This is a genomic window from Pedobacter sp. MR22-3 (assembly GCF_026240075.1).
Taxonomy (GTDB): Bacteria; Bacteroidota; Bacteroidia; order Sphingobacteriales; family Sphingobacteriaceae; genus Pedobacter.
This window is the reverse complement of the sequence record NZ_JAPIVF010000008.1, coordinates 254,987-272,787: the sequence shown is the minus strand read 5'-3', so window position 1 is coordinate 272,787 and position 17,801 is coordinate 254,987. Positions and strand designations below refer to the sequence as shown.

The window sequence follows — 17,801 nt, the reverse complement described above, 5'->3', positions numbered from 1 at the left end:
CGGATGGTTTATCCAGTATAATAAAAAAACACTTTTTTTATAGTGTGTCACTGGGGACAATTGAAAAACCCTGTGCCGGATGGCCAGGGTTTTATTTTTTTTCTGCTGATTAAAAGCCCGGCTCGTCTGCGCTGGGTCCATAACTTCCCGGAATGGGAATGTCTAAAAGCCGCAGGTAAACACCTAACTGTGCCCGGTGATGAATCGTCTGGCTTATCGAAACGCGAATGGTTTCATATTTTGTCCATTCCCCTAAAATCATTTCGCCATGACGCAAAATCCAGGGTTTATCGAAATCTTCTACCAGCGCTTGCATTAACGCTGACCTGCCTTTGTTATAACTCTCTTCCAGCAGTTTCATCAAATCACCATTATTTTCTATTTGCTTTTCCTGATAGGGAGCAGTAGCAAAGTCCAACCCTTCGGTTGTCAAAGCCAGGCTAATCCATTCAGGAAGTTCTGCGATGTGGCTGGCCAGCGATTTCATTTTCATGCTTTTTGTATGTGGTGCCCAATCAAATTTATCAGTAGGTACCAACGCCATAAATTTTTTCGTGGTGTTAAATTCTGATTCCAATTCCTTTAATAATGCTTTAATAATGTCCATATGCTGTTTTTTTGATTTTTCAATTGATTGCAATTCCATCAGTAATAAGTCGGCGAAGCTCATCGTTTTTTCTTTTGTTTGTACAAAGAAAATAGGGGCTACTGACAACCCTATGGCAGTGCCAAAAATTAATTTTAACAGCTATATTCTATTTTGAAATTAAAGGTGGGAAACAGAATTGCATTGATAAGGTAAGTGCTTTGTTGAAATGAAGAATCAAAAATTAACCGGTAACAGACTCATATAATCGCTGAGGGGCATATGCTCTTTTTTGATAAAGGGTGTTCCCAGGTTTTTTAAACAAGCAATCCGCAATAAGTTAAAGTCACGGTATTCATTCCTGAAATGACACCAGGCAATTAAGTGCCAGCTGAAGGCATAAAAAATCAATCCAATGGGTTCAACAGTTCTTTTGCTTGAAATCTCCTTTGCGTTTTTATAGTCCAGCTCAATTAAGTTTTTCTCTGAGATGGCATGTTGAATCAGCGAAAGATACCCGTAATTGAAAGTTAAGCGCTCCGGAATCTGCAGTTTAATGTGCTGATTCATTTTTTCTAACTTTTCTTTCTGAGCCGTTTTTAAAACCGCTTTTACCTTTGTCAGTGCTGTGGAATAGTGAGAGCGAATGGAGTGATCTGTAAAACCATTTACCAGGCGCTCTACCAGAAGCAGGGCATTTGCCTCATCCATATTGAAAGATACAGGTGGGAGAAAATAACCCTGAACCAGGAAATAGCCTTTGTTTTGCTCAAAACTGATGGGAATCCCTTGTTCACCCAAGGCTTTTATATCCCGGTAAACAGTACGAACACTCATATCAAAACGCTGCGCAATCTGCTCTGCAGTAATGTGTCTGGTTGATTGAAGCAGGGTTAAAATTCCGAAAAGTCGATCGATACGGTTCATATGCTGAGGCGAAGTATAAAATTAAGAAATTATTCAAACCATTTCTGAATACAATTGTATTATAGTGTTCGATATGTCTTTTAAGCGAAAAATTCGTTTAAATATAGCAAACAAGATATAGTTCATGGCAGCCGCAATTCAGAAGCGTTTTTTCAGGGCAGTAAAAAGTAAAGTCATCATCGGATTTTTATTCGCTTGTTTTGCTTTGCTGCTGGCCTGGGTCATCAGCAAGTTTGCCTTTACCCGGATGCTGAATACGGTGGAAGAAATCTCTGCCCCGAACGACAGGTTAAGAATTGTAAATGATTTATCACATAAAACGGCAAGGCTTGATCAGTTGCAGCGCGATGCGGCTTTAAATAAACAGGGCAATAATAATTTTTTGCAGGAATCGAGAAGACTCAGGTCGAGCCTGGATACCCTTCGTAAACTTTATAAAGGCGATCCCTTACAGCTTAACAGAATCAAGTCAATTAAACGTTTACTCGTAGAGCGTGATAAACAGTTTATTGCCTATCTGAAAGTGCGTGAAACGCTGGTGAACACCAAGTCATTCTCTAATGAAGTAAAAAAACTTAATGATTTGGTGGCTACACGTTCCCGTCAGACCGATAGCGCAGTTTTAACCACCGAAACCACTACATCAACCACTACTGTTGCACCCGAAGAAGAAGAGAAATCAAGAGGTTTTCTGAGTAAACTGTTTGGTAAAAAGAAAGCCGACGTGTATAAAATCATAAATGAAGAATTTAAGGTTAAACGTGATACCCTAAATGCGAAAGCTGAAGACAGTATTATGAAAAGCATGACTGGCTCCCTAAAAAATATTGAGCTGGAGCAACGTCAGAAAAGCCAGAAATTTTTAAAACGCGAAGCAGATCTGTCTAATGCAAGTAATGCCTTAACCAACCAGATTCTTCAGATTTTAAGGGAAGTAGAAAGTGAAGCCGTTGCGCAGGTAGATTTAAACGGCATCCAGGCAAAGGAAGTTGTAAATGATGGAATTACCCAGATCACCGTCATCATCGTCATTTTCTTTTTTCTTACCGTAATCCTGCTTTACCTCATCCTGACAGACATTACTAAAAGCAATAAATATCGTAAAGCATTGGAGGAAGCTAAAGACCTGGCTGAATATCATGGCAAAGCGAAACAGCGGTTTTTATCAAACATGAGCCATGAGATCAGAACGCCCTTACAGTCTATTCTGGGCTATGCAGAGCTGATCTCACAGCAGGATGCTCCGGATAAAAAGGATGTGAATGCCATTTACCAGTCTTCCATCCATCTTCTTCAAATTGTAAATGAGGTGCTGGATTATAACCGCATCATTTCAGGTGAGTTCAGCTTTAACAACCAGGTTTTCGGGATTAAAAACATGCTTGATGAGGTCATTTCGGTTATCCGCCCGCTGGCCGAAAAAAAATCGCTCCGGTTGATTACCAGCTTAGACCTTGGCGGGGTTGAATTTGTTTGTGGAGATGCTTTCAGGTTGAAGCAGATTCTTTTTAATTTGCTCGGCAATGCGGTAAAATTTACGCTTAAAGGGGAAATTATGCTGACAGTATCCTGTAAAAAACAGGCCGGCAACCTTCATTTTAATTTTACCATTAATGATACCGGGATTGGTTTCGACAAGAAAGATATTCCTAAAATTTTCAATGAATTTGAGCAGATAGAATCTCCGGAAAAATATGTGCTCAATCAAACCGGAACAGGATTGGGGCTGCCTATTGTAAAAGCATTAATTGATGCGCAGGGTGGAAGAATCCATGTGAAAAGTAAAGCCGGGGTAGGAACAACATTTAATATTTATCTGACCTATCAGGAAACAGCTGAAAAAATCCCTGATCTGCTAGATCCGGAGCATTATGCCATTATAAATCCGGGAATGGTTTGGGTGATTGATGACGACAGGTTAATCCTCGATCTTTGCGGGCTGATTTTTGAAAAAAATAACATTCCGTTTAAGCGGTTCAGTCAGGTGGCAGATATCCTGCATGCCGATGCCGATCCGGAGTTAAAATATGTTTTGGTGGATATGCGTTTACCGGAAATGACCGGGATGGAACTCTGCCATATCCTGAAGAAAAAGCTGCCTGACCACGTTAAATTTTATGCGATTACTGCTCAGGTATTGCCAGAAGAGCGGGAAATGGTTTTGAGTGAAGGTTTTGATGGGTTGATTATGAAGCCTTTCCGTGCAGTGGACCTGCTGTCTATTTTTGATAAAACAGCACTTGTGAACAAGGCCCCGGAGTTTGATTTTTCGTCTATTGAAAAAATGACTTTTGGAGATCAGGAGATGCTTGAAAAAATATTGATCAGATTTAAGCAGGATTGCATAAATGATGCATCAGCATTAAAGGTACATCTGGAAGAAGGTGATCAGGATAAAAGCCGTTTGATCGTCCACCGCCTTGCCGGGAGGACGGCTCAAATGGGTGCTAAAACCCTGGCGCAGGCATTGCGGCAACTTGAAATAAGGATTGCGGAAAATGGCTTAAATCCGGAAATTAATGCAGCAGTGTTAGATGAACTTACTCAGCTGGATGCTTTAATTGCCGTGATGGAGGAAATGGAGCCTTCTGGTGGGCAATAAAAACAAATTGATTGGTTATACATAGCCTAAAGAGCTTATTCAATTCCGTACCGTTCCATTTTTGAATAAAGTGTTTTACGGTCTATGTTGAGCATTTTTGCCGCTTTGGACTTGTTATGTTTCGCCTTGATTAAGGTTTCGGTAATTAAAATTTTTTCGTTTTGCTCGTTTACCGCCTTTAAATCGGAAGCACTGCCGGGCATGGTCTGCTGGTTAACGGAGATCATCATTTCATCGGGCAGGGCATTTACCTGCGCTACCTCACCCGGTGTAAGCAAAACCATCCTTTTGATCACGTTGCTCAATTCTCTTAAATTTCCAGGCCAGTCATAATTCAACAGCAATGATTTTGCTTCTGCAGAAATACTTTTTACATTTCTGTTCAGGTCGCGATTGGAAAGCTGTACAAAGTGATTGATAAATAATTCGAGATCACTCCCCCTGTTTCGGAGCGGAGGCAGCTGAATTTTAAATTCGTTCAGGCGGTGGTATAAATCTTCCCTGAATTCACCACCGGAAATGCTGTTTAACAAATCATCGTTGGTTGCCGTGATGATCCGAACATCCACAGCAATCTGTTTCGTGCTCCCTAAAGGTTGAATCACCCGCTCCTGCAAAGCACGAAGCAGTTTGATCTGTACTTCATAGCTCAGGTTTCCCACTTCATCCAAAAATAAGGTGCCGCCATTGGCCGCCTCAAACTGACCTTTTTTGTCATTTAATGCGCCGGTAAAAGCACCTTTGATATGTCCGAATAATTCGCTTGCGGCTAAATCTTTTGATAGGGCACCACAATCAATGGCTACAAAAGGCTTACCGGCCCGTTTGCTTTGCTGATGTAAGGTTCTGGCTGCGAATTCTTTTCCCGTACCACTTTCTCCCTGAATAATCACTGACATATCAGTTGGTGCAACGAGGTCGATGTGCTCATATAGCCGATCTGCGATGGCACTTTTACCTTTAATCAGATCTGCTTCAACCACTTCGGTTTTTACATCATTTGATTCCTTTTTGGTTAAGGAATTTTTAATCACCATTAAAAGTTCATCCGGGTTTACGGGCTTGGTAATGTAATCAAAGGCACCCATCTGCATAGATTTTACGGCCGTTCTAACATCGTTAAAGCTGGTCATGATGATGATGGGCGTAGAGATCCCCAGGTTTCTGGCGTGCGTAATGACGTCAAAGCCAATGCCGTCAGGAAGGCGATAATCAATCAAAAATAAATCGAATGTTTCATTTTCAATTAATTTGAAAGAAGGTTTGATATGTGTTGCCAGTGTGATTTCATGACCTTTCTTAGTCAGAAAGCCCTCAAGCAATTGTGCAAATGTTGTATCATCTTCTAAAATCAGGATTTTCGCCATACAGCAAAAATAAGAAAAGCCAGTTAAAAACTGGCTCTCTTGTACTAGGTAGATGTAATATTTAGGGTTTATTCAACTGGTTTACCATCTTTATCGATTTTAATCGAACCAGTTTCGGCTTCTTTTTTTACATTAATGATGTAATATTCTTTCGCACCTTCTTTAACTGAAAATGCTTCAGTAGGCGTCCACCCTTTATAAGTATCAGATTTTAATGCGGTAGTAACCGGCTCCGGAAGTTCTTCCAGTTTAACTGGTGTTTTCACTGCACTATCCTGAACTGCAACAATTGCAGCATTTTTCATGGTATTTACTTCACTTGCCTGTACTGCTGAGAATCCTGCAAAAGCTAAGAACGCAGCTGATAAAATTAATTTTTTCATCTTTTTATAAATTTAAGGTGATGAAACTATATAGTTTCGTGATTCGTTTTAGTTGAGCATAGCCCGAAGGCTACGCTTATGGTTGATTATGCCTTCAGGGCATTTAGTTATTGAACTGGTTTACCGTCTTTGTCAATTTTCACAGAACCTGTTTCTGCTTCTTTTTTAACATTGATTAAGTAATATTCTTTTGTGCCTTCTTTAACTGCCCATGCTTCAGTAGCTATCCAGCCTTTGTAGGCATCAGATTTTAATGCGGTGGTTACTGGCTCTGGAAGCTCTTCTACTTTAACCGGAGTTTTTACGGCGCTATCTTGAACTGCAACAATTGCAGGATTTTTAATTGTATTTACTTCACTTGCCTGTACTGCTGAGAACCCTGCGAACGCTAAAAATGTAGCTGATAAAATGAACTTTTTCATAGTATGTAAATTTTAATATTTAATATGTGTAACAATACTTGCTAATGTTTCATAATGATGCCAAAGCTGGCATGAGTTATTAAGTATTTGTTTATCAGTTAATTAGTATTGTGCCAGAAATTATGAAATGGGGAATTTCTCCACAAGTTGTGGGTATTGGCCACAGATTGGTTTTGTGTTTCGTCATTGCTGGGCTGCTTTTTTAACTCAAAACTTCAAAAAATTAAAATAAATTTTATCCAAAGAATATTTTTTTCTATCATTGCAGCCCGATAAAAAGCCTCCTTAGCTCAGCTGGTAGAGCAACTGACTTGTAATCAGTAGGTCATTGGTTCGATTCCGATAGGAGGCTCTTTTTTATTTACGATGTAGATTTACAATTTTAAATTTATTCCAAAAGCCAAAATTTTCTTCCGGCATTTACTTATTCGCTACATTACAAATCGTGAATCTAAAATCCTAAATTCGCTTTATGCTAAGATATTTTTCAGCCGATTGGATTTTTCCTGTTGCTTCGGCTCCGGTTAAAGATGGGGCGGTTGCTATACGACCGGATGGCGAAATCTTTGCAATCTTAACCGAAGAAGAGATTGCGAAGCTTGACGTGGATGTCATAAAATACAAAGGCGCCATTGTTCCGGGTTTTATTAATACCCATTGCCATTTAGAACTTTCGCACATGTTGGGGCAAATCCCCGAGCACACCGGACTGGTCGAATTTGTGCGCAGCATTATTACAAACAGGCAGGCAGACGGAGAGCAGATTTTGGAGGCCATGTACAATGCCGACCAAAAAATGTTCGAAAATGGCATTGTGGCTGTTGGCGATATTTCAAACCAGGTTTCTTCCAAAACTGTAAAACAAAACAGTAAAATCCATTATCATACCTTTATAGAGGCATTGGGCTTTAACCCTGAAAGCGCTGCCTCCATAATGGATCATGTTAAAGGCATTAAAGAAGATTTTGAACCACTGCCGGCATCTATCGTTCCACACGCACCCTATACTGTATCGGCTGAATTATTTGAATTAATCCGGGATCAAGCTGAAAAAGGTAATGATTTTATGAGTGTCCATAATCAGGAAACGGATCATGAAAATGCTTTTTTCGAGAGTAAAACAGGAGGATTTTTAGACTTGTACAAATTTTTAGGACTGGATATCTCTTTTTTCGAGCCTACACACAAATCATCATTACAAAGCTGGCTACCTTATATTAAGGAACAAAAAACTTTATTGGTACACAATACTGTTTCAAACAAAGCTGATGTTGAATTTGCGAAAGCACATAATCAACATTTATATTGGTGCATTTGTCCGCAGGCTAATTTATACATTGAGAATACCTTGCCCAATGTTGATTTACTGATTGACGAAAAAGTGAAAATTACCTTGGGTACTGATAGTTTGGCCAGTAACCATCAGCTGAATATTTTAGCTGAAATGAAGACTTTACAGGAACATAAAAAGATTGCTTTTGAAAAGCTTTTGCAATGGTCTACCATTAATGGTGCTGAATTTTTAGCACTTAACCAACAGTTAGGAACTATAGAAATCGGTAAAAAACCGGGATTGAACCTCATTCAGTTATCGGAAGATTTTATCATTGTGAGTGATCAGGTGGTGAAATTATTTTAATCTGAAATATAAACCCGGATGTAATTTAAAAACATACCTACGTTTGGATTAGCTTAAAGCTTATCCGGCTAAATAAAATATTATGGAGTTAGAAAATGCCATATGTAAATGCTTTAATATCAAATATCCCATTATCCAGGCGGGTATGGTTTGGTGCAGCGGCTGGAAACTGGCTGCTGCCGTTTCGAATGCCGGAGGTTTAGGGATCATTGGTGCAGGCTCCATGTACCCGGAGGTTTTAAGAACACACATCCAAAAATGCAAATCAGCTACCGACAAACCTTTTGGGGTTAATATTCCATTGCTCTATCCGAACATTCAGGAAATTATTGATGTAGTAATAGAAGAAGGCGTAAAAATTGTTTTTACATCAGCAGGCAATCCGGCTACATGGACCAGTATTTTAAAAGAACAAGGAATTACCGTTGTTCATGTGATTGCGAATACAAAATTTGCATTAAAAGCAGAAGAAGCCGGTGTAGATGCGATTGTTGCCGAAGGTTTTGAAGCCGGCGGACATAACGGCAGAGAAGAAACCACCACCATGTGTTTAATTCCGATGATTAAGGAAGCTGTACAGATTCCGGTTATTGCAGCCGGTGGTATTGCCAGCGGAAAATCGATGCTGGCTGCTTTTGCGCTGGGTGCTGATGCGGTACAAATTGGTTCTGCCTTTGCCATTGCAGAAGAATCATCAGCACATCCCGCATTTAAGCATAAAATTATTTCATCGGCTGAAGGGGATACACGGCTGGCCATGAAAAAACTGGTGCCCGTGCGCTTGCTCAGAAATGAATTTGCAGATGCGATAGCAAACTCGGAAGCAGCAGGTGCAGACCAAATTCAACTTCGCGAAATGTTAGGTAAGGCGAGGGCAAAACTGGGTATGTTTGAAGGTGACATGGCGCATGGTGAGCTTGAAATCGGTCAGGTTTCAGCGATGCTGAAGGAAATCAAACCGGCAAAACAGATTCTTGATGAAATCTGGCAGGAGTTTACTGAACGGAAAAAATATTTATCAAGCTTAGATTTTTTATTTTAAGGAACAGATGGACACTAAATACTTAATGGTACGAGTTTAAAAAACAAGTGTAACATCACACAAAAAAATTAACTTTGCTGTCATGACGAAACACATCGATATCAAAGTAACGGGCAAGGTGCAAGGCGTATTTTTCAGGGCGAGCACAAAGGCTGTAGCCGATCAGATGGGTATTCGCGGATTTGTTAAGAACGAAAAGGATGGTTCTGTTTACATTGAGGCAGAAGCTGAACCGTTTATTTTAGATGCTTTTATAGACTGGTGCAAAGAAGGACCGGAGAAATCGGTTGTGGAAAATGTAGTGCTAAGTGATGGCGAACTTAAAGATTTCCGAAATTTCGAAGTAGTAAAAAAGAATTTACTCTGGTAAGGTTAAGGTTTTAAGTTGACGATCACGATTTCGCAGCTAAATTAAAATTATATATCAATATTATTAATCAGATTTTAGGTAGGTTGATGGATGATAAATTCAATCTAAAATCTAAAGTCCAAAATCTACAATCACTTGTCTGTATATAAAAAGTTTCTTGGACAAACCATGGTTTATGGAATCAGCACCATAGCTTCGCGGTTATTAAACTTTATTTTAACACCTATATTTACCAGGAGTTATGGTGCTGCAGCGCTAGGTGTTTTTACCAAGATGTACGCTTATGCTTCCATGACTAATGCGATTCTTGCATTTGGAATGGAAACCACTTTTTTCCGATATTTAAATAAGTATGAGGATAGAAAAGCCCAGGTTTACAATAATTCATTTTTAATTGTAGCTTTTATTTCGGTGCTATTTTTGATTACAGGCCTTGTTTTTACCGAGCCGATTACAAAATGGTTGCTTAACAATAACATGTCGCACTATCAGGATCAAAAAAGATATGTTCAATATTTTTTGTGGCTACTGTTTTCTGATGCCATTTGTGTGATTCCCTTCGCCAGGATCAGGGCCGATGGAAAGCCATTCCGATATAGCATTATCAAGTTTGTTAACATTTTAAGTTATGTATTGCTGAGCTTATTCTTTATTTATGGTATTCCTTTAATTATTCAACATGATTTGCCTGGGCGTGAATTTTTCCAGGGCTGGTTCCGTGATAGGTGGGTTGGATACGTTTTCATCTCAAACCTGATCGCCAGCGGAATTACTTTCTTGTTGCTTGTGCCCGAGTTTTTAAAGGTACAGTTCAAGTTTGATGCGGCCTTATTTAAAAACATGCTCTCGTACAGCTGGCCGGTACTGGTGGCCAACTTATCCTTTATCATTAACGAGAATTTAGATAAAATCCTGTTAGACCGTTACACCACCGAAGCCCAGGTAGGAATTTATGGAGCGGTTTGTAAACTGGCCATCTTCCTCAGTATTTTTAACATGGCCTTCAGGTTGGGGGCCGAGCCGTTTTTCTTTAGTTATGCAAAAAATGAAAATGCAAAAGTTACCTACGCCAAAATTCTCGAATATTTTGTCATTGCCCTTTCTATTCTTTTTGTGGCTTTAACAGCTAATATTGAGATTCTGAAATATTTTATCAGCAGAGATAAGGCCCACCTCGCTGAATATTGGGTTGGCTTGCCGGCTGTTCCGTATCTGTTAGTAGGTTATGTGTGTTTGGGTATTTACATGAACCTTTCCATTTGGTACAGGCTTTCTGATCAAACCCGTTTCGGACTATATATTTCTCTGGTTGGTGCAGTAATTACTATTGTGTTTAACATGATTCTGATCCCGAAATATAGCTACATGGGTTCTGCATGGGTATCAATGGCCACTTATGGCACTATGATGATCATCTCTTATCTCCTCGGGCAGAGATATTATCCAATTCCGTATAACCTTAAAAAAATTCTGGCTTATTTAATTATTTCCACTATTATCGTATTTTCATCGTTCTTTATTTTTGATAAAAACATTTATATCGGCAATGCCATGCTTATCGCATTTATTGGCGGAATTGCTTATTTCGAAAAAGACGATTTAAGAAAGATGTTAAAACGATAAATAAAATCATTTACACCACTAGTTTTTAAAATGACAATCAAAATCATCAATAAATCTGAACATCCACTGCCACAGTACGAAACGGCTCACGCTGCGGGGATGGATTTAAGGGCATCAATTGCGGCAGAAATTACGCTTAAACCTTTACAACGGGCGCTTATTCCCACAGGTTTGTTTATGGAACTGCCTGTAGGTTTTGAAGCACAGATCAGACCGCGCAGTGGTTTGGCCTATAAGCATGGTATCAGCATTGTAAATTCCCCTGGCACCATTGATGCTGATTATAGGGGTGAATTGAAGGTGCTTCTAGTCAATTTATCAGATACAGATTTTAAAATAGCAAATGGAGATCGCATTGCACAGATGGTTGTGGCCAAGCACGAGACTGTTCAATGGCAGGCGGTTGAAGCACTTGAAGAGACGGCCAGGGGTGAAGGTGGTTACGGACACACAGGGAAAAGCTAAGTTTAGAATGTGTGAATTTTGAATTAGTGAATAATAAGATCTTGAATGATTGAATGAGAGAATTTCGAGAAAGGAAATTTTTTTGCAATTTGTCTAAACATTCCATCATTCACTCCTTCTATCAATTATTTGTGATAAGATCTTGAATGATTGAATGAGAGAATTTCGAGAAAGGAAAATTTTTTGCAATTTGTTTAAACATTCTATCATTCACTCCTTCTATCAATTATTTGTGATAAGATCTTGAATGATTGAATGAGAGAATTTCGAGAAAGAAAAATTTTTTGCAATTTGTTTAAACATTCCATCATTCACTCCTTCTATCAATTATTTGATATATGTTAAAAAGGGTCATTTTTCTTACTTTGTTCTCCTTAACTGGCAAAGCATTCGGGCAAAGCCATGATACTATGTCACCAGGTAGAGACAGCAATATGGTAAAACAGTTGTTCTTTGCCGGACTGCGGGAAAAAATGACCGAGAATTATACCAGTGCGCTCAGCAATTTTAATAAGGTTGTTGTGGCTGACCCGGATCATGATGCTGCTTATTTTGAACTTGCCAATGCCAACCTGCGGTTAGAACGTTTATCAGAAGCAGAATTAAATATTAAGCGGGCCATTAAACTTAAACCTGACAACAAATGGTATTTGCGTTTGCTGGCGGAAGTAGATAAACGCACCAATAAAATGCCCGAACTCATTGAGGTATTCAATCAGTTGATTCGCATAGACCCGGAAAATGATGCGTATTACTTTGATAAGGCAAATGCTCAGTTTTTATCCGGTCAAACTGAAGCCGCCGGAAAAACCTACGATGAAATTCTAGCCCGATTTGGCGAATCCAATGAACTTTCAACCGCAAAAAAACGCTTACATGGAAGCGGAGGCACATCAGAAAGTGATATTGTAAAATTATTGGAAGGCAACCAGGCCGATATTAAAAACTATCTCTATGCCGCAGGTTTACTTCTTCAGAAGGGCAATGATGCCGAAGCCTTAAAAGTATTATTGAAGGCAAAACAGCTGGCTTCCGATAATTTTGGAGTGAACCTGGGACTGGCTGATATCTACCGGAAGCAAAAAGATGATGCTCAGGCATTTGCTTCACTAAAGGTGGCTTTTGAAAGTGCAGAAATGCCACTGGATGAAAAAATTAAGATTATTGCGGCATTATTCCCAAATTTAAGGGAGCCCGTTGTTGCAGAAAATGTGACGTTATTAAGTAAAATTGTTGCTGAAAAAAATCCGGCAGATGCAAAAGTACTTGCCCTTTATGGTGATGTTTTGTATCAGCAGCAAAAACTAAAGGAAGCACTGGTACAATATCAGGCTGCGTTAAAATTAAATGATCAGGTTTATGCCGTTTGGGAGCAAATTGTAAATATCCAAACCCTGTTAGGACATTATGCAGATGCGGTAAAATTAGGGGATGAAGCGTTAACCATTTATCCCAACCAGGCCAGTTTATATTATTATACGGCTTATGCCTTATTTAAAATAGGTAAGCTGGAACAGGCGCAAGATAACCTGAAAACAGCATTGCAGCTGGATGTTGACAATAAAAGTTTACAGGCACAGGTGCTTGCACTTCAGGGCGATATCTATATTAATCAGAATGATTTTACCCTGGCCAAAGCTGCCTTTGAAAAAGCCATTGCAATGGAACCCGATAACTATTTTATCATGACTAATTATGCTTACTACCTTGCATTGAAAAATGATGATCTGATCAAAGCTGCTCAATATTCAGAAACAGCTGCCAAGGCCATGCCGGATAATTCATCCATTACCGATACCTACGCCTATATCTTGTTTAAGCAACATAAATACGACCTGGCCAAGATCTGGATCGAAAAAGCATTGCAAAACAATACAAATAAGAATGGTGTTTATTTAGAGCATTACGGTGATATCCTCTTTATGAAAGGTGAGAAAGAAGCAGCATTGCTCCAATGGAAAAAAGCAAAAGATGCCGGAAACATTTCAGAAGTATTAAACAGAAAAATTAATGAAAAAAAGTATTTTAAATAGCTTGCTGATTGCAGGTACAGTTGTTTCTATTTCGGCCTGCAAACCTAAAAAGGCAATTGTGGTTGCACCGCCTGTAACAACTGAAGTTAAAACAGATAATACAAAAGCTGAAGCCCTGGCTTTATTAAACAGTAAGCAGCTTAAATTTAATACCCTTGCACTGAAGGCAAAAGCCACACTGGACATTGCCGGTAATGCAAACGATGTGACCATGAATTTCAGGATGAAGGATCAGGAAGTAATCTGGGTCAGTATTACCGCGCTGGGTGGTGCGTACGAACCGGCAAGGGCATTAATCACACCGGATAGCATCAAAATTATGAACCGGCAAAAGGGCGAATACCTGAGCAAGCCTTTCAGTTATATCTATAATTTTACCAATAAGCAAATCACTTTTAATACACTCCAGGCCATCTTAACCGGAAATGCAATGGGCGATTTTTTAACCGCTGCATCTAACCTGAAACAGGAAAATGGTGTTTGGGTGGTATCAGGCAGTAAAGAGGGTTTAGATTACAGGCTCTTATTTAACACCCTTTTAAAAGTAGATGAAACCAATTTAAATGATGAAAAATCCGGTCAGGCTTTAAAGGTAAATTATACAGATTACCAAAAATTAAATGAATCGCTATTTCCAAGTGCACTGAAAATCAATACCCTTTCGGGAACCAAGAAGGTTAATATTAACCTGCAGTTTGTAAAGATTGACGGGAATATTCCGGTTGAATTTCCTTTCAAAGTTCCAGGTGGATATAAGTTAGTCAGGTAATATTTTCTGAATCCCGGTTATAGGTTTAAAGCAGTCATCAGATCATCAGGTTGAATTTTTTCGTCTGTTATCTGATGACTGCTTTTGTATTGGTGAAAAATTTTCTGATGAAGATGAGGTGAAGATTATTTGTAATGCCTTTAGTATCTAAATTTTAATGTCTTTTACTATAAAATTTTTATACTTTTGGCTTAATGAAGCTACAGAAAATCATATTTATCCTGTTTTTGAGTGTTTTTGCTTATTCTGCCAGTGCACAAACCGAAAGCCAGTTAAGAAGGAAAAAAGAAGCTATACAGCGTGAAATTGAACAGCTACAAAAAAATTTAACTAAAACTGCCAATGGGAAGAAATTAACCCTGCAGCAGATTAATGCCATTAATGCGCAAATCCGTCTCCGTCAGGATAAAATCGGAACCATTAATTCTGAAATAAAAAACCTGGATAACCAAATCTCTCAGAATACAAATACCGTACATACATTACAAGGTCAGTTAGGTGATCTTAAAAAAGAATATGCGGGCATGATTCGTTTTGCACAACGCAACAGAAATGCCTATGAGAAAATGATGTTTATTTTTGCTGCGAGAGATTTTAATCAGGCCTACAAAAGGATCAAGTATTTGCAGCAGTTTAGTCAATACCGTAAAAAGCAGGCGGGATATATTGAAAATACGCAGCAGGATTTAACTGGAAAAATCAGGGTACTGGATAAAACCCTGAAAGAGAAAAGCAATTTGCTGAAGGAACAGGAAAAGGAGCAGGACCGTTTAGGGCAGGATAAGAAACAGCAGGCGGCAGCATTAAATAACCTCACCAAGCAAGAGCGGCAATTTAAGCAGGACATTAATGCCAAGAAAAAGGAACAGGCACAGATTAACCGGGCAATTGCAGCTGCCATCCAAAGGGCAATTGAAGAGGCCAGACGAAAAGCAGCTGAAGAGGCCCGTATAGCTGCAGCTAAAAGATTGGCAGAAGAACGTGCTGCGGCAGCAAAGGCAAAAGCAGAAAATAAACCTGCTCCGGCCACTACCACTGCACCAGCAACAAGAGAGAAAAGTACTTCCGAATTGTTAACCGCTACCCCTGAAGCAGCAAGGCTTTCAGCAGGTTTCGAAAATAACAGGGGAAGATTACCATGGCCGGTAGCTACCGGAACCATTACAGAAAGGTTTGGATTACATAAGGTAGATCAGGCATCTTATACCAACGATGGTGTAGATATTACTACCGCCGATGGTGCCGCGGTAAGAGCCGTATTCGCCGGGAAGGTCGTGATGGTGCAGAATATTATGGGTAGAACAGCAGTGGTTATTAATCACGGTGAGTATTTTACGGTTTACCAGAATTTAAGAGGGGTGAGCGTAAGTGTTGGTAACTCTGTAGATACCAAGCAAACCATTGGTACTGTTGCCAATACAGGTGATGATGCCATTTTGAAATTCCAGATCAGAAGAGGTCAGGGTGCTTTAAACCCGGAAGCCTGGATTAGTAAATAAGCAGGAATAGAGTTGTAAAATGTTTATATTTGTATAAAATAGATTAGTGATGTATCAAGGAACGTTATTAGAATTTTTAAATATGGGTGGATCGGAGATCGTACTCATTTTAGTCGTTGTCCTTTTATTATTCGGTGGTAAAAAACTGCCTGAACTGGCAAGAGGATTAGGGAAAGGGATCAGGGAATTTAAGGATGCCTCAGACGGTGTAAAACGCGAAATTCACCGCAATATTAATGCGATGGATCTGGATAAAGAAGAAGCGGAAGAAAAAGTGGCCAATAACAACAGTCAGCCTCAACATTCAACTGAAGAAACCGCTTCGGTAGATGAAAAGACAGCTCCGGCGGCAAATCATCCCTCCAGCACACCTATCGATCACAATATTGTAACGGACAGTCAAAAAGTTTAAATAAAAAAGTTATGTTAAATACAACAATAGCAGCAATGCTTGGAACACCGGAAATTATCATTATTGCTGTAGTGGTACTTTTATTATTTGGCGGGAAAAAAATTCCTGAACTCATGAGAGGTTTAGGTAAAGGAGTTAAAGAATTTAAAGATGGTAAGGATGGTGTTGATGGGGAACAGGCTGATCCATCAAACCGCGATAAAACCGTTTAATTGCTATAATTTTAAGTTTTGAAGAAATACAGCGCACTTAAAGAGATACAGGCACTCATTTCGCAAAAGCAATTTACTTTACCCGATTTATTGGCTTATTATTTTAAGCAAATTTCAGATAATGAACACCTCAATGCATTTAACGAGGTGTTTTTTTATTCGGCAGAAGTTCAGGCGAAAGCAGTACAGGAGAAAATGATGCAGGGAACCGCTGGTAAACTGGCGGGCATGGTTATTGGTATTAAAGATAATATCTGCTATAAAGATCATGTGGTAACCGCATCATCCAAAATGCTCGATGGCTTCGTATCACCTTATTCAGCTACTGTTGTTAAACGTTTATTGCAGGAAGATGCCGTGATTATAGGTCGCCTGAATTGTGATGAATTTGCAATGGGTGGCTCAAATGAAACTTCATACTTCGGACCTGCTAAAAATGCTGCAAATCCTGAGCTGGTTCCCGGCGGGTCATCCGGTGGGTCTGCAGTAGCGGTTCAGGCAGATATGTGTCTAGCTGCACTCGGTACAGATACCGGCGGATCTGTAAGGCAGCCTGCAGCTTTTTGTGGCCAGATTGGTCTAAAACCAACCTATGGCAGGGTTTCCAGATATGGCGTAATTGCTTATGCCTCTTCTTTTGATCAGGTAGGCCCTATCACTTCTTCAGTAGAAGATGCGGCCCTTCTTCTACAGGTATTGTCCGGAGCAGATGAAAATGATTCAACCGTTTCTGATCTAGCTGTTCCTGATTATCCGGCTCAGTTAAATAAACAAAAAAAACAAAAGATAGCCGTACTCAGAGAAACAATTGAGAGCAAGGCCCTCGATCCGGAAATTAAGTCAGCCATTTTATCATCAATAGAAAAATTAAAGGAAGATGGGCATCAGGTAGATGAGGTTTCTTTTGATTTGCTGGATTATCTTGTTCCGGCATATTATATTTTAACTACTGCTGAAGCCTCTTCCAACCTATCCAGGTATGATGGTGTGCATTACGGACACCGGAATACGGAAGCAAAATCATTAACTGAACTCTATAAACTTTCCCGTTCGGAGGGTTTTGGTGAAGAAGTAAAAAAACGCATTTTGCTGGGTACTTTCGTGTTAAGTGCAGGTTATTATGATGCCTATTATCAGAAAGCACAGCAGGTACGTCGTTTGATCAGAGAAAAGATAGACCATTTATTCGAAGAGTATGACCTGCTCTTATCGCCCGTGGCGCCAACAGCAGCATTTCCATTAGGTGATCACATGCAGGATGCGCTGGTGATGTATATGGCTGATATTTTTACAGTATTGCCCTCATTGAGCGGAAATCCGGCCATTGCGCTTCCATTAGGCAATAACGAGGCTGGTTTACCGTTAAGTATTCAATTTACAGCCAAACATTTTGAGGAAGATAAGCTTCTTGCTTTTTCTCAGGCATTTTTAAAATAAGCATATTTTAATG

General features: G+C 39.5%; 17 protein-coding genes and 1 tRNA gene. 13 read left to right on the top strand and 5 right to left on the bottom strand.

Annotated features, from left to right (window positions below; all coding sequences use genetic code 11):
• Window positions 1-109: 109 nt before the first annotated feature.
• Together OQ267_RS20510 and OQ267_RS20505 are read right to left on the bottom strand one after the other, a co-directional pair.
• Window positions 110-670 (bottom strand): DinB family protein, encoded by a 561-nt coding sequence (locus tag OQ267_RS20510; protein ID WP_265820200.1) that lies wholly within the window; start codon window positions 668-670, stop codon window positions 110-112.
• A 153-nt stretch (window positions 671-823) separates the two neighbouring features.
• Window positions 824-1,513: a helix-turn-helix transcriptional regulator gene (locus OQ267_RS20505; protein ID WP_088302418.1), complete on the bottom strand. Its 690-nt coding sequence runs from the start codon at window positions 1,511-1,513 to the stop codon at window positions 824-826.
• Between the two features lie 124 nt (window positions 1,514-1,637).
• Here OQ267_RS20505 and OQ267_RS20500 point away from each other — a divergent pair, with 124 nt between their 5' ends.
• The gene (locus tag OQ267_RS20500; RefSeq protein ID WP_265837808.1) at window positions 1,638-4,115 is read left to right on the top strand and encodes an ATP-binding protein; all 2,478 of its coding nucleotides are present in this window, start codon (window positions 1,638-1,640) and stop codon (window positions 4,113-4,115) included.
• Window positions 4,116-4,150: 35 nt separating this feature from the next.
• Here OQ267_RS20500 and OQ267_RS20495 read toward each other — a convergent pair whose 3' ends face one another.
• The 3 genes from OQ267_RS20495 to OQ267_RS20485 form a co-directional block, all read right to left on the bottom strand.
• Entirely contained in the window at window positions 4,151-5,482 is a 1,332-nt protein-coding gene (locus tag OQ267_RS20495; RefSeq protein ID WP_265837806.1) for a sigma-54-dependent transcriptional regulator, read from the bottom strand.
• Between the two features lie 68 nt (window positions 5,483-5,550).
• A complete protein-coding gene (locus OQ267_RS20490) occupies window positions 5,551-5,865 on the bottom strand; it encodes a hypothetical protein (protein WP_265820198.1) in 315 nt (104 codons plus the stop codon).
• Between the two features lie 107 nt (window positions 5,866-5,972).
• The gene (locus OQ267_RS20485) at window positions 5,973-6,287 is read right to left on the bottom strand and encodes a hypothetical protein (RefSeq protein ID WP_265837805.1); all 315 of its coding nucleotides are present in this window, start codon (window positions 6,285-6,287) and stop codon (window positions 5,973-5,975) included.
• A 279-nt stretch (window positions 6,288-6,566) separates the two neighbouring features.
• Here OQ267_RS20485 and OQ267_RS20480 point away from each other — a divergent pair.
• From OQ267_RS20480 to gatA, 12 genes are all read left to right on the top strand, one after another.
• Window positions 6,567-6,639 (top strand) — tRNA-Thr (locus OQ267_RS20480).
• Window positions 6,640-6,759: 120 nt separating this feature from the next.
• Window positions 6,760-7,926, top strand: coding sequence for an amidohydrolase family protein (locus OQ267_RS20475; protein ID WP_265837804.1), 1,167 nt, complete (start codon window positions 6,760-6,762; stop codon window positions 7,924-7,926).
• 82 nt (window positions 7,927-8,008) lie between these two features.
• Complete coding sequence (locus OQ267_RS20470) at window positions 8,009-8,968, top strand: NAD(P)H-dependent flavin oxidoreductase (RefSeq protein ID WP_265837803.1); 960 nt, start codon at window positions 8,009-8,011, stop codon at window positions 8,966-8,968.
• 82 nt (window positions 8,969-9,050) lie between these two features.
• Window positions 9,051-9,338, top strand: coding sequence for an acylphosphatase (locus OQ267_RS20465; protein WP_088302425.1), 288 nt, complete (start codon window positions 9,051-9,053; stop codon window positions 9,336-9,338).
• A gap of 135 nt (window positions 9,339-9,473) precedes the next feature.
• Complete coding sequence (locus OQ267_RS20460) at window positions 9,474-10,961, top strand: oligosaccharide flippase family protein (RefSeq protein ID WP_265820194.1); 1,488 nt, start codon at window positions 9,474-9,476, stop codon at window positions 10,959-10,961.
• A gap of 30 nt (window positions 10,962-10,991) precedes the next feature.
• Window positions 10,992-11,426: a dUTP diphosphatase gene (gene dut / locus OQ267_RS20455; RefSeq protein WP_265837802.1), complete on the top strand. Its 435-nt coding sequence runs from the start codon at window positions 10,992-10,994 to the stop codon at window positions 11,424-11,426.
• 410 nt (window positions 11,427-11,836) lie between these two features.
• Complete coding sequence (locus OQ267_RS20450) at window positions 11,837-13,459, top strand: tetratricopeptide repeat protein (RefSeq protein WP_265837800.1); 1,623 nt, start codon at window positions 11,837-11,839, stop codon at window positions 13,457-13,459.
• Entirely contained in the window at window positions 13,437-14,228 is a 792-nt protein-coding gene (locus OQ267_RS20445; RefSeq protein WP_265837799.1) for a DUF4292 domain-containing protein, read from the top strand. Before OQ267_RS20450 ends, OQ267_RS20445 begins: the two co-directional genes overlap by 23 nt.
• Window positions 14,229-14,422: 194 nt before the next feature.
• Window positions 14,423-15,727 (top strand): murein hydrolase activator EnvC family protein, encoded by a 1,305-nt coding sequence (locus tag OQ267_RS20440; protein WP_088302430.1) that lies wholly within the window; start codon window positions 14,423-14,425, stop codon window positions 15,725-15,727.
• Window positions 15,728-15,776: 49 nt separating this feature from the next.
• Window positions 15,777-16,139, top strand: coding sequence for a Sec-independent protein translocase subunit TatA/TatB (locus OQ267_RS20435; protein ID WP_265837798.1), 363 nt, complete (start codon window positions 15,777-15,779; stop codon window positions 16,137-16,139).
• A gap of 11 nt (window positions 16,140-16,150) precedes the next feature.
• Window positions 16,151-16,351, top strand: a complete 201-nt coding sequence (locus tag OQ267_RS20430; RefSeq protein WP_216359256.1) for a Sec-independent protein translocase subunit TatA/TatB — start codon at window positions 16,151-16,153, stop codon at window positions 16,349-16,351.
• 18 nt (window positions 16,352-16,369) lie between these two features.
• Window positions 16,370-17,788, top strand: coding sequence for an Asp-tRNA(Asn)/Glu-tRNA(Gln) amidotransferase subunit GatA (gene gatA, locus OQ267_RS20425; protein WP_265837797.1), 1,419 nt, complete (start codon window positions 16,370-16,372; stop codon window positions 17,786-17,788).
• Window positions 17,789-17,801: the final 13 nt, after the last annotated feature.

What these genes read in the sequence shown, in the direction of transcription:
- OQ267_RS20485 (WP_265837805.1), bottom strand. Translation starts at nt 6,287, where the DNA reads ATGAAAAAGTTCATTTTATCAGCTACATTTTTAGCGTTCGCAGGGTTC.
- OQ267_RS20470 (WP_265837803.1), top strand. Translation starts at nt 8,009, where the DNA reads ATGGAGTTAGAAAATGCCATATGTAAATGCTTTAATATCAAATATCCC.
- OQ267_RS20435 (WP_265837798.1), top strand. Translation starts at nt 15,777, where the DNA reads ATGTATCAAGGAACGTTATTAGAATTTTTAAATATGGGTGGATCGGAG.
- OQ267_RS20510 (WP_265820200.1), bottom strand. Translation starts at nt 670, where the DNA reads ATGAGCTTCGCCGACTTATTACTGATGGAATTGCAATCAATTGAAAAA.
- OQ267_RS20500 (WP_265837808.1), top strand. Translation starts at nt 1,638, where the DNA reads ATGGCAGCCGCAATTCAGAAGCGTTTTTTCAGGGCAGTAAAAAGTAAA.
- OQ267_RS20490 (WP_265820198.1), bottom strand. Translation starts at nt 5,865, where the DNA reads ATGAAAAAATTAATTTTATCAGCTGCGTTCTTAGCTTTTGCAGGATTC.
- OQ267_RS20505 (WP_088302418.1), bottom strand. Translation starts at nt 1,513, where the DNA reads ATGAACCGTATCGATCGACTTTTCGGAATTTTAACCCTGCTTCAATCA.
- OQ267_RS20450 (WP_265837800.1), top strand. Translation starts at nt 11,837, where the DNA reads ATGTCACCAGGTAGAGACAGCAATATGGTAAAACAGTTGTTCTTTGCC.
- OQ267_RS20445 (WP_265837799.1), top strand. Translation starts at nt 13,437, where the DNA reads ATGAAAAAAAGTATTTTAAATAGCTTGCTGATTGCAGGTACAGTTGTT.
- OQ267_RS20465 (WP_088302425.1), top strand. Translation starts at nt 9,051, where the DNA reads ATGACGAAACACATCGATATCAAAGTAACGGGCAAGGTGCAAGGCGTA.
- OQ267_RS20475 (WP_265837804.1), top strand. Translation starts at nt 6,760, where the DNA reads ATGCTAAGATATTTTTCAGCCGATTGGATTTTTCCTGTTGCTTCGGCT.
- dut (WP_265837802.1), top strand. Translation starts at nt 10,992, where the DNA reads ATGACAATCAAAATCATCAATAAATCTGAACATCCACTGCCACAGTAC.
- OQ267_RS20440 (WP_088302430.1), top strand. Translation starts at nt 14,423, where the DNA reads ATGAAGCTACAGAAAATCATATTTATCCTGTTTTTGAGTGTTTTTGCT.
- OQ267_RS20495 (WP_265837806.1), bottom strand. Translation starts at nt 5,482, where the DNA reads ATGGCGAAAATCCTGATTTTAGAAGATGATACAACATTTGCACAATTG.
- OQ267_RS20430 (WP_216359256.1), top strand. Translation starts at nt 16,151, where the DNA reads ATGTTAAATACAACAATAGCAGCAATGCTTGGAACACCGGAAATTATC.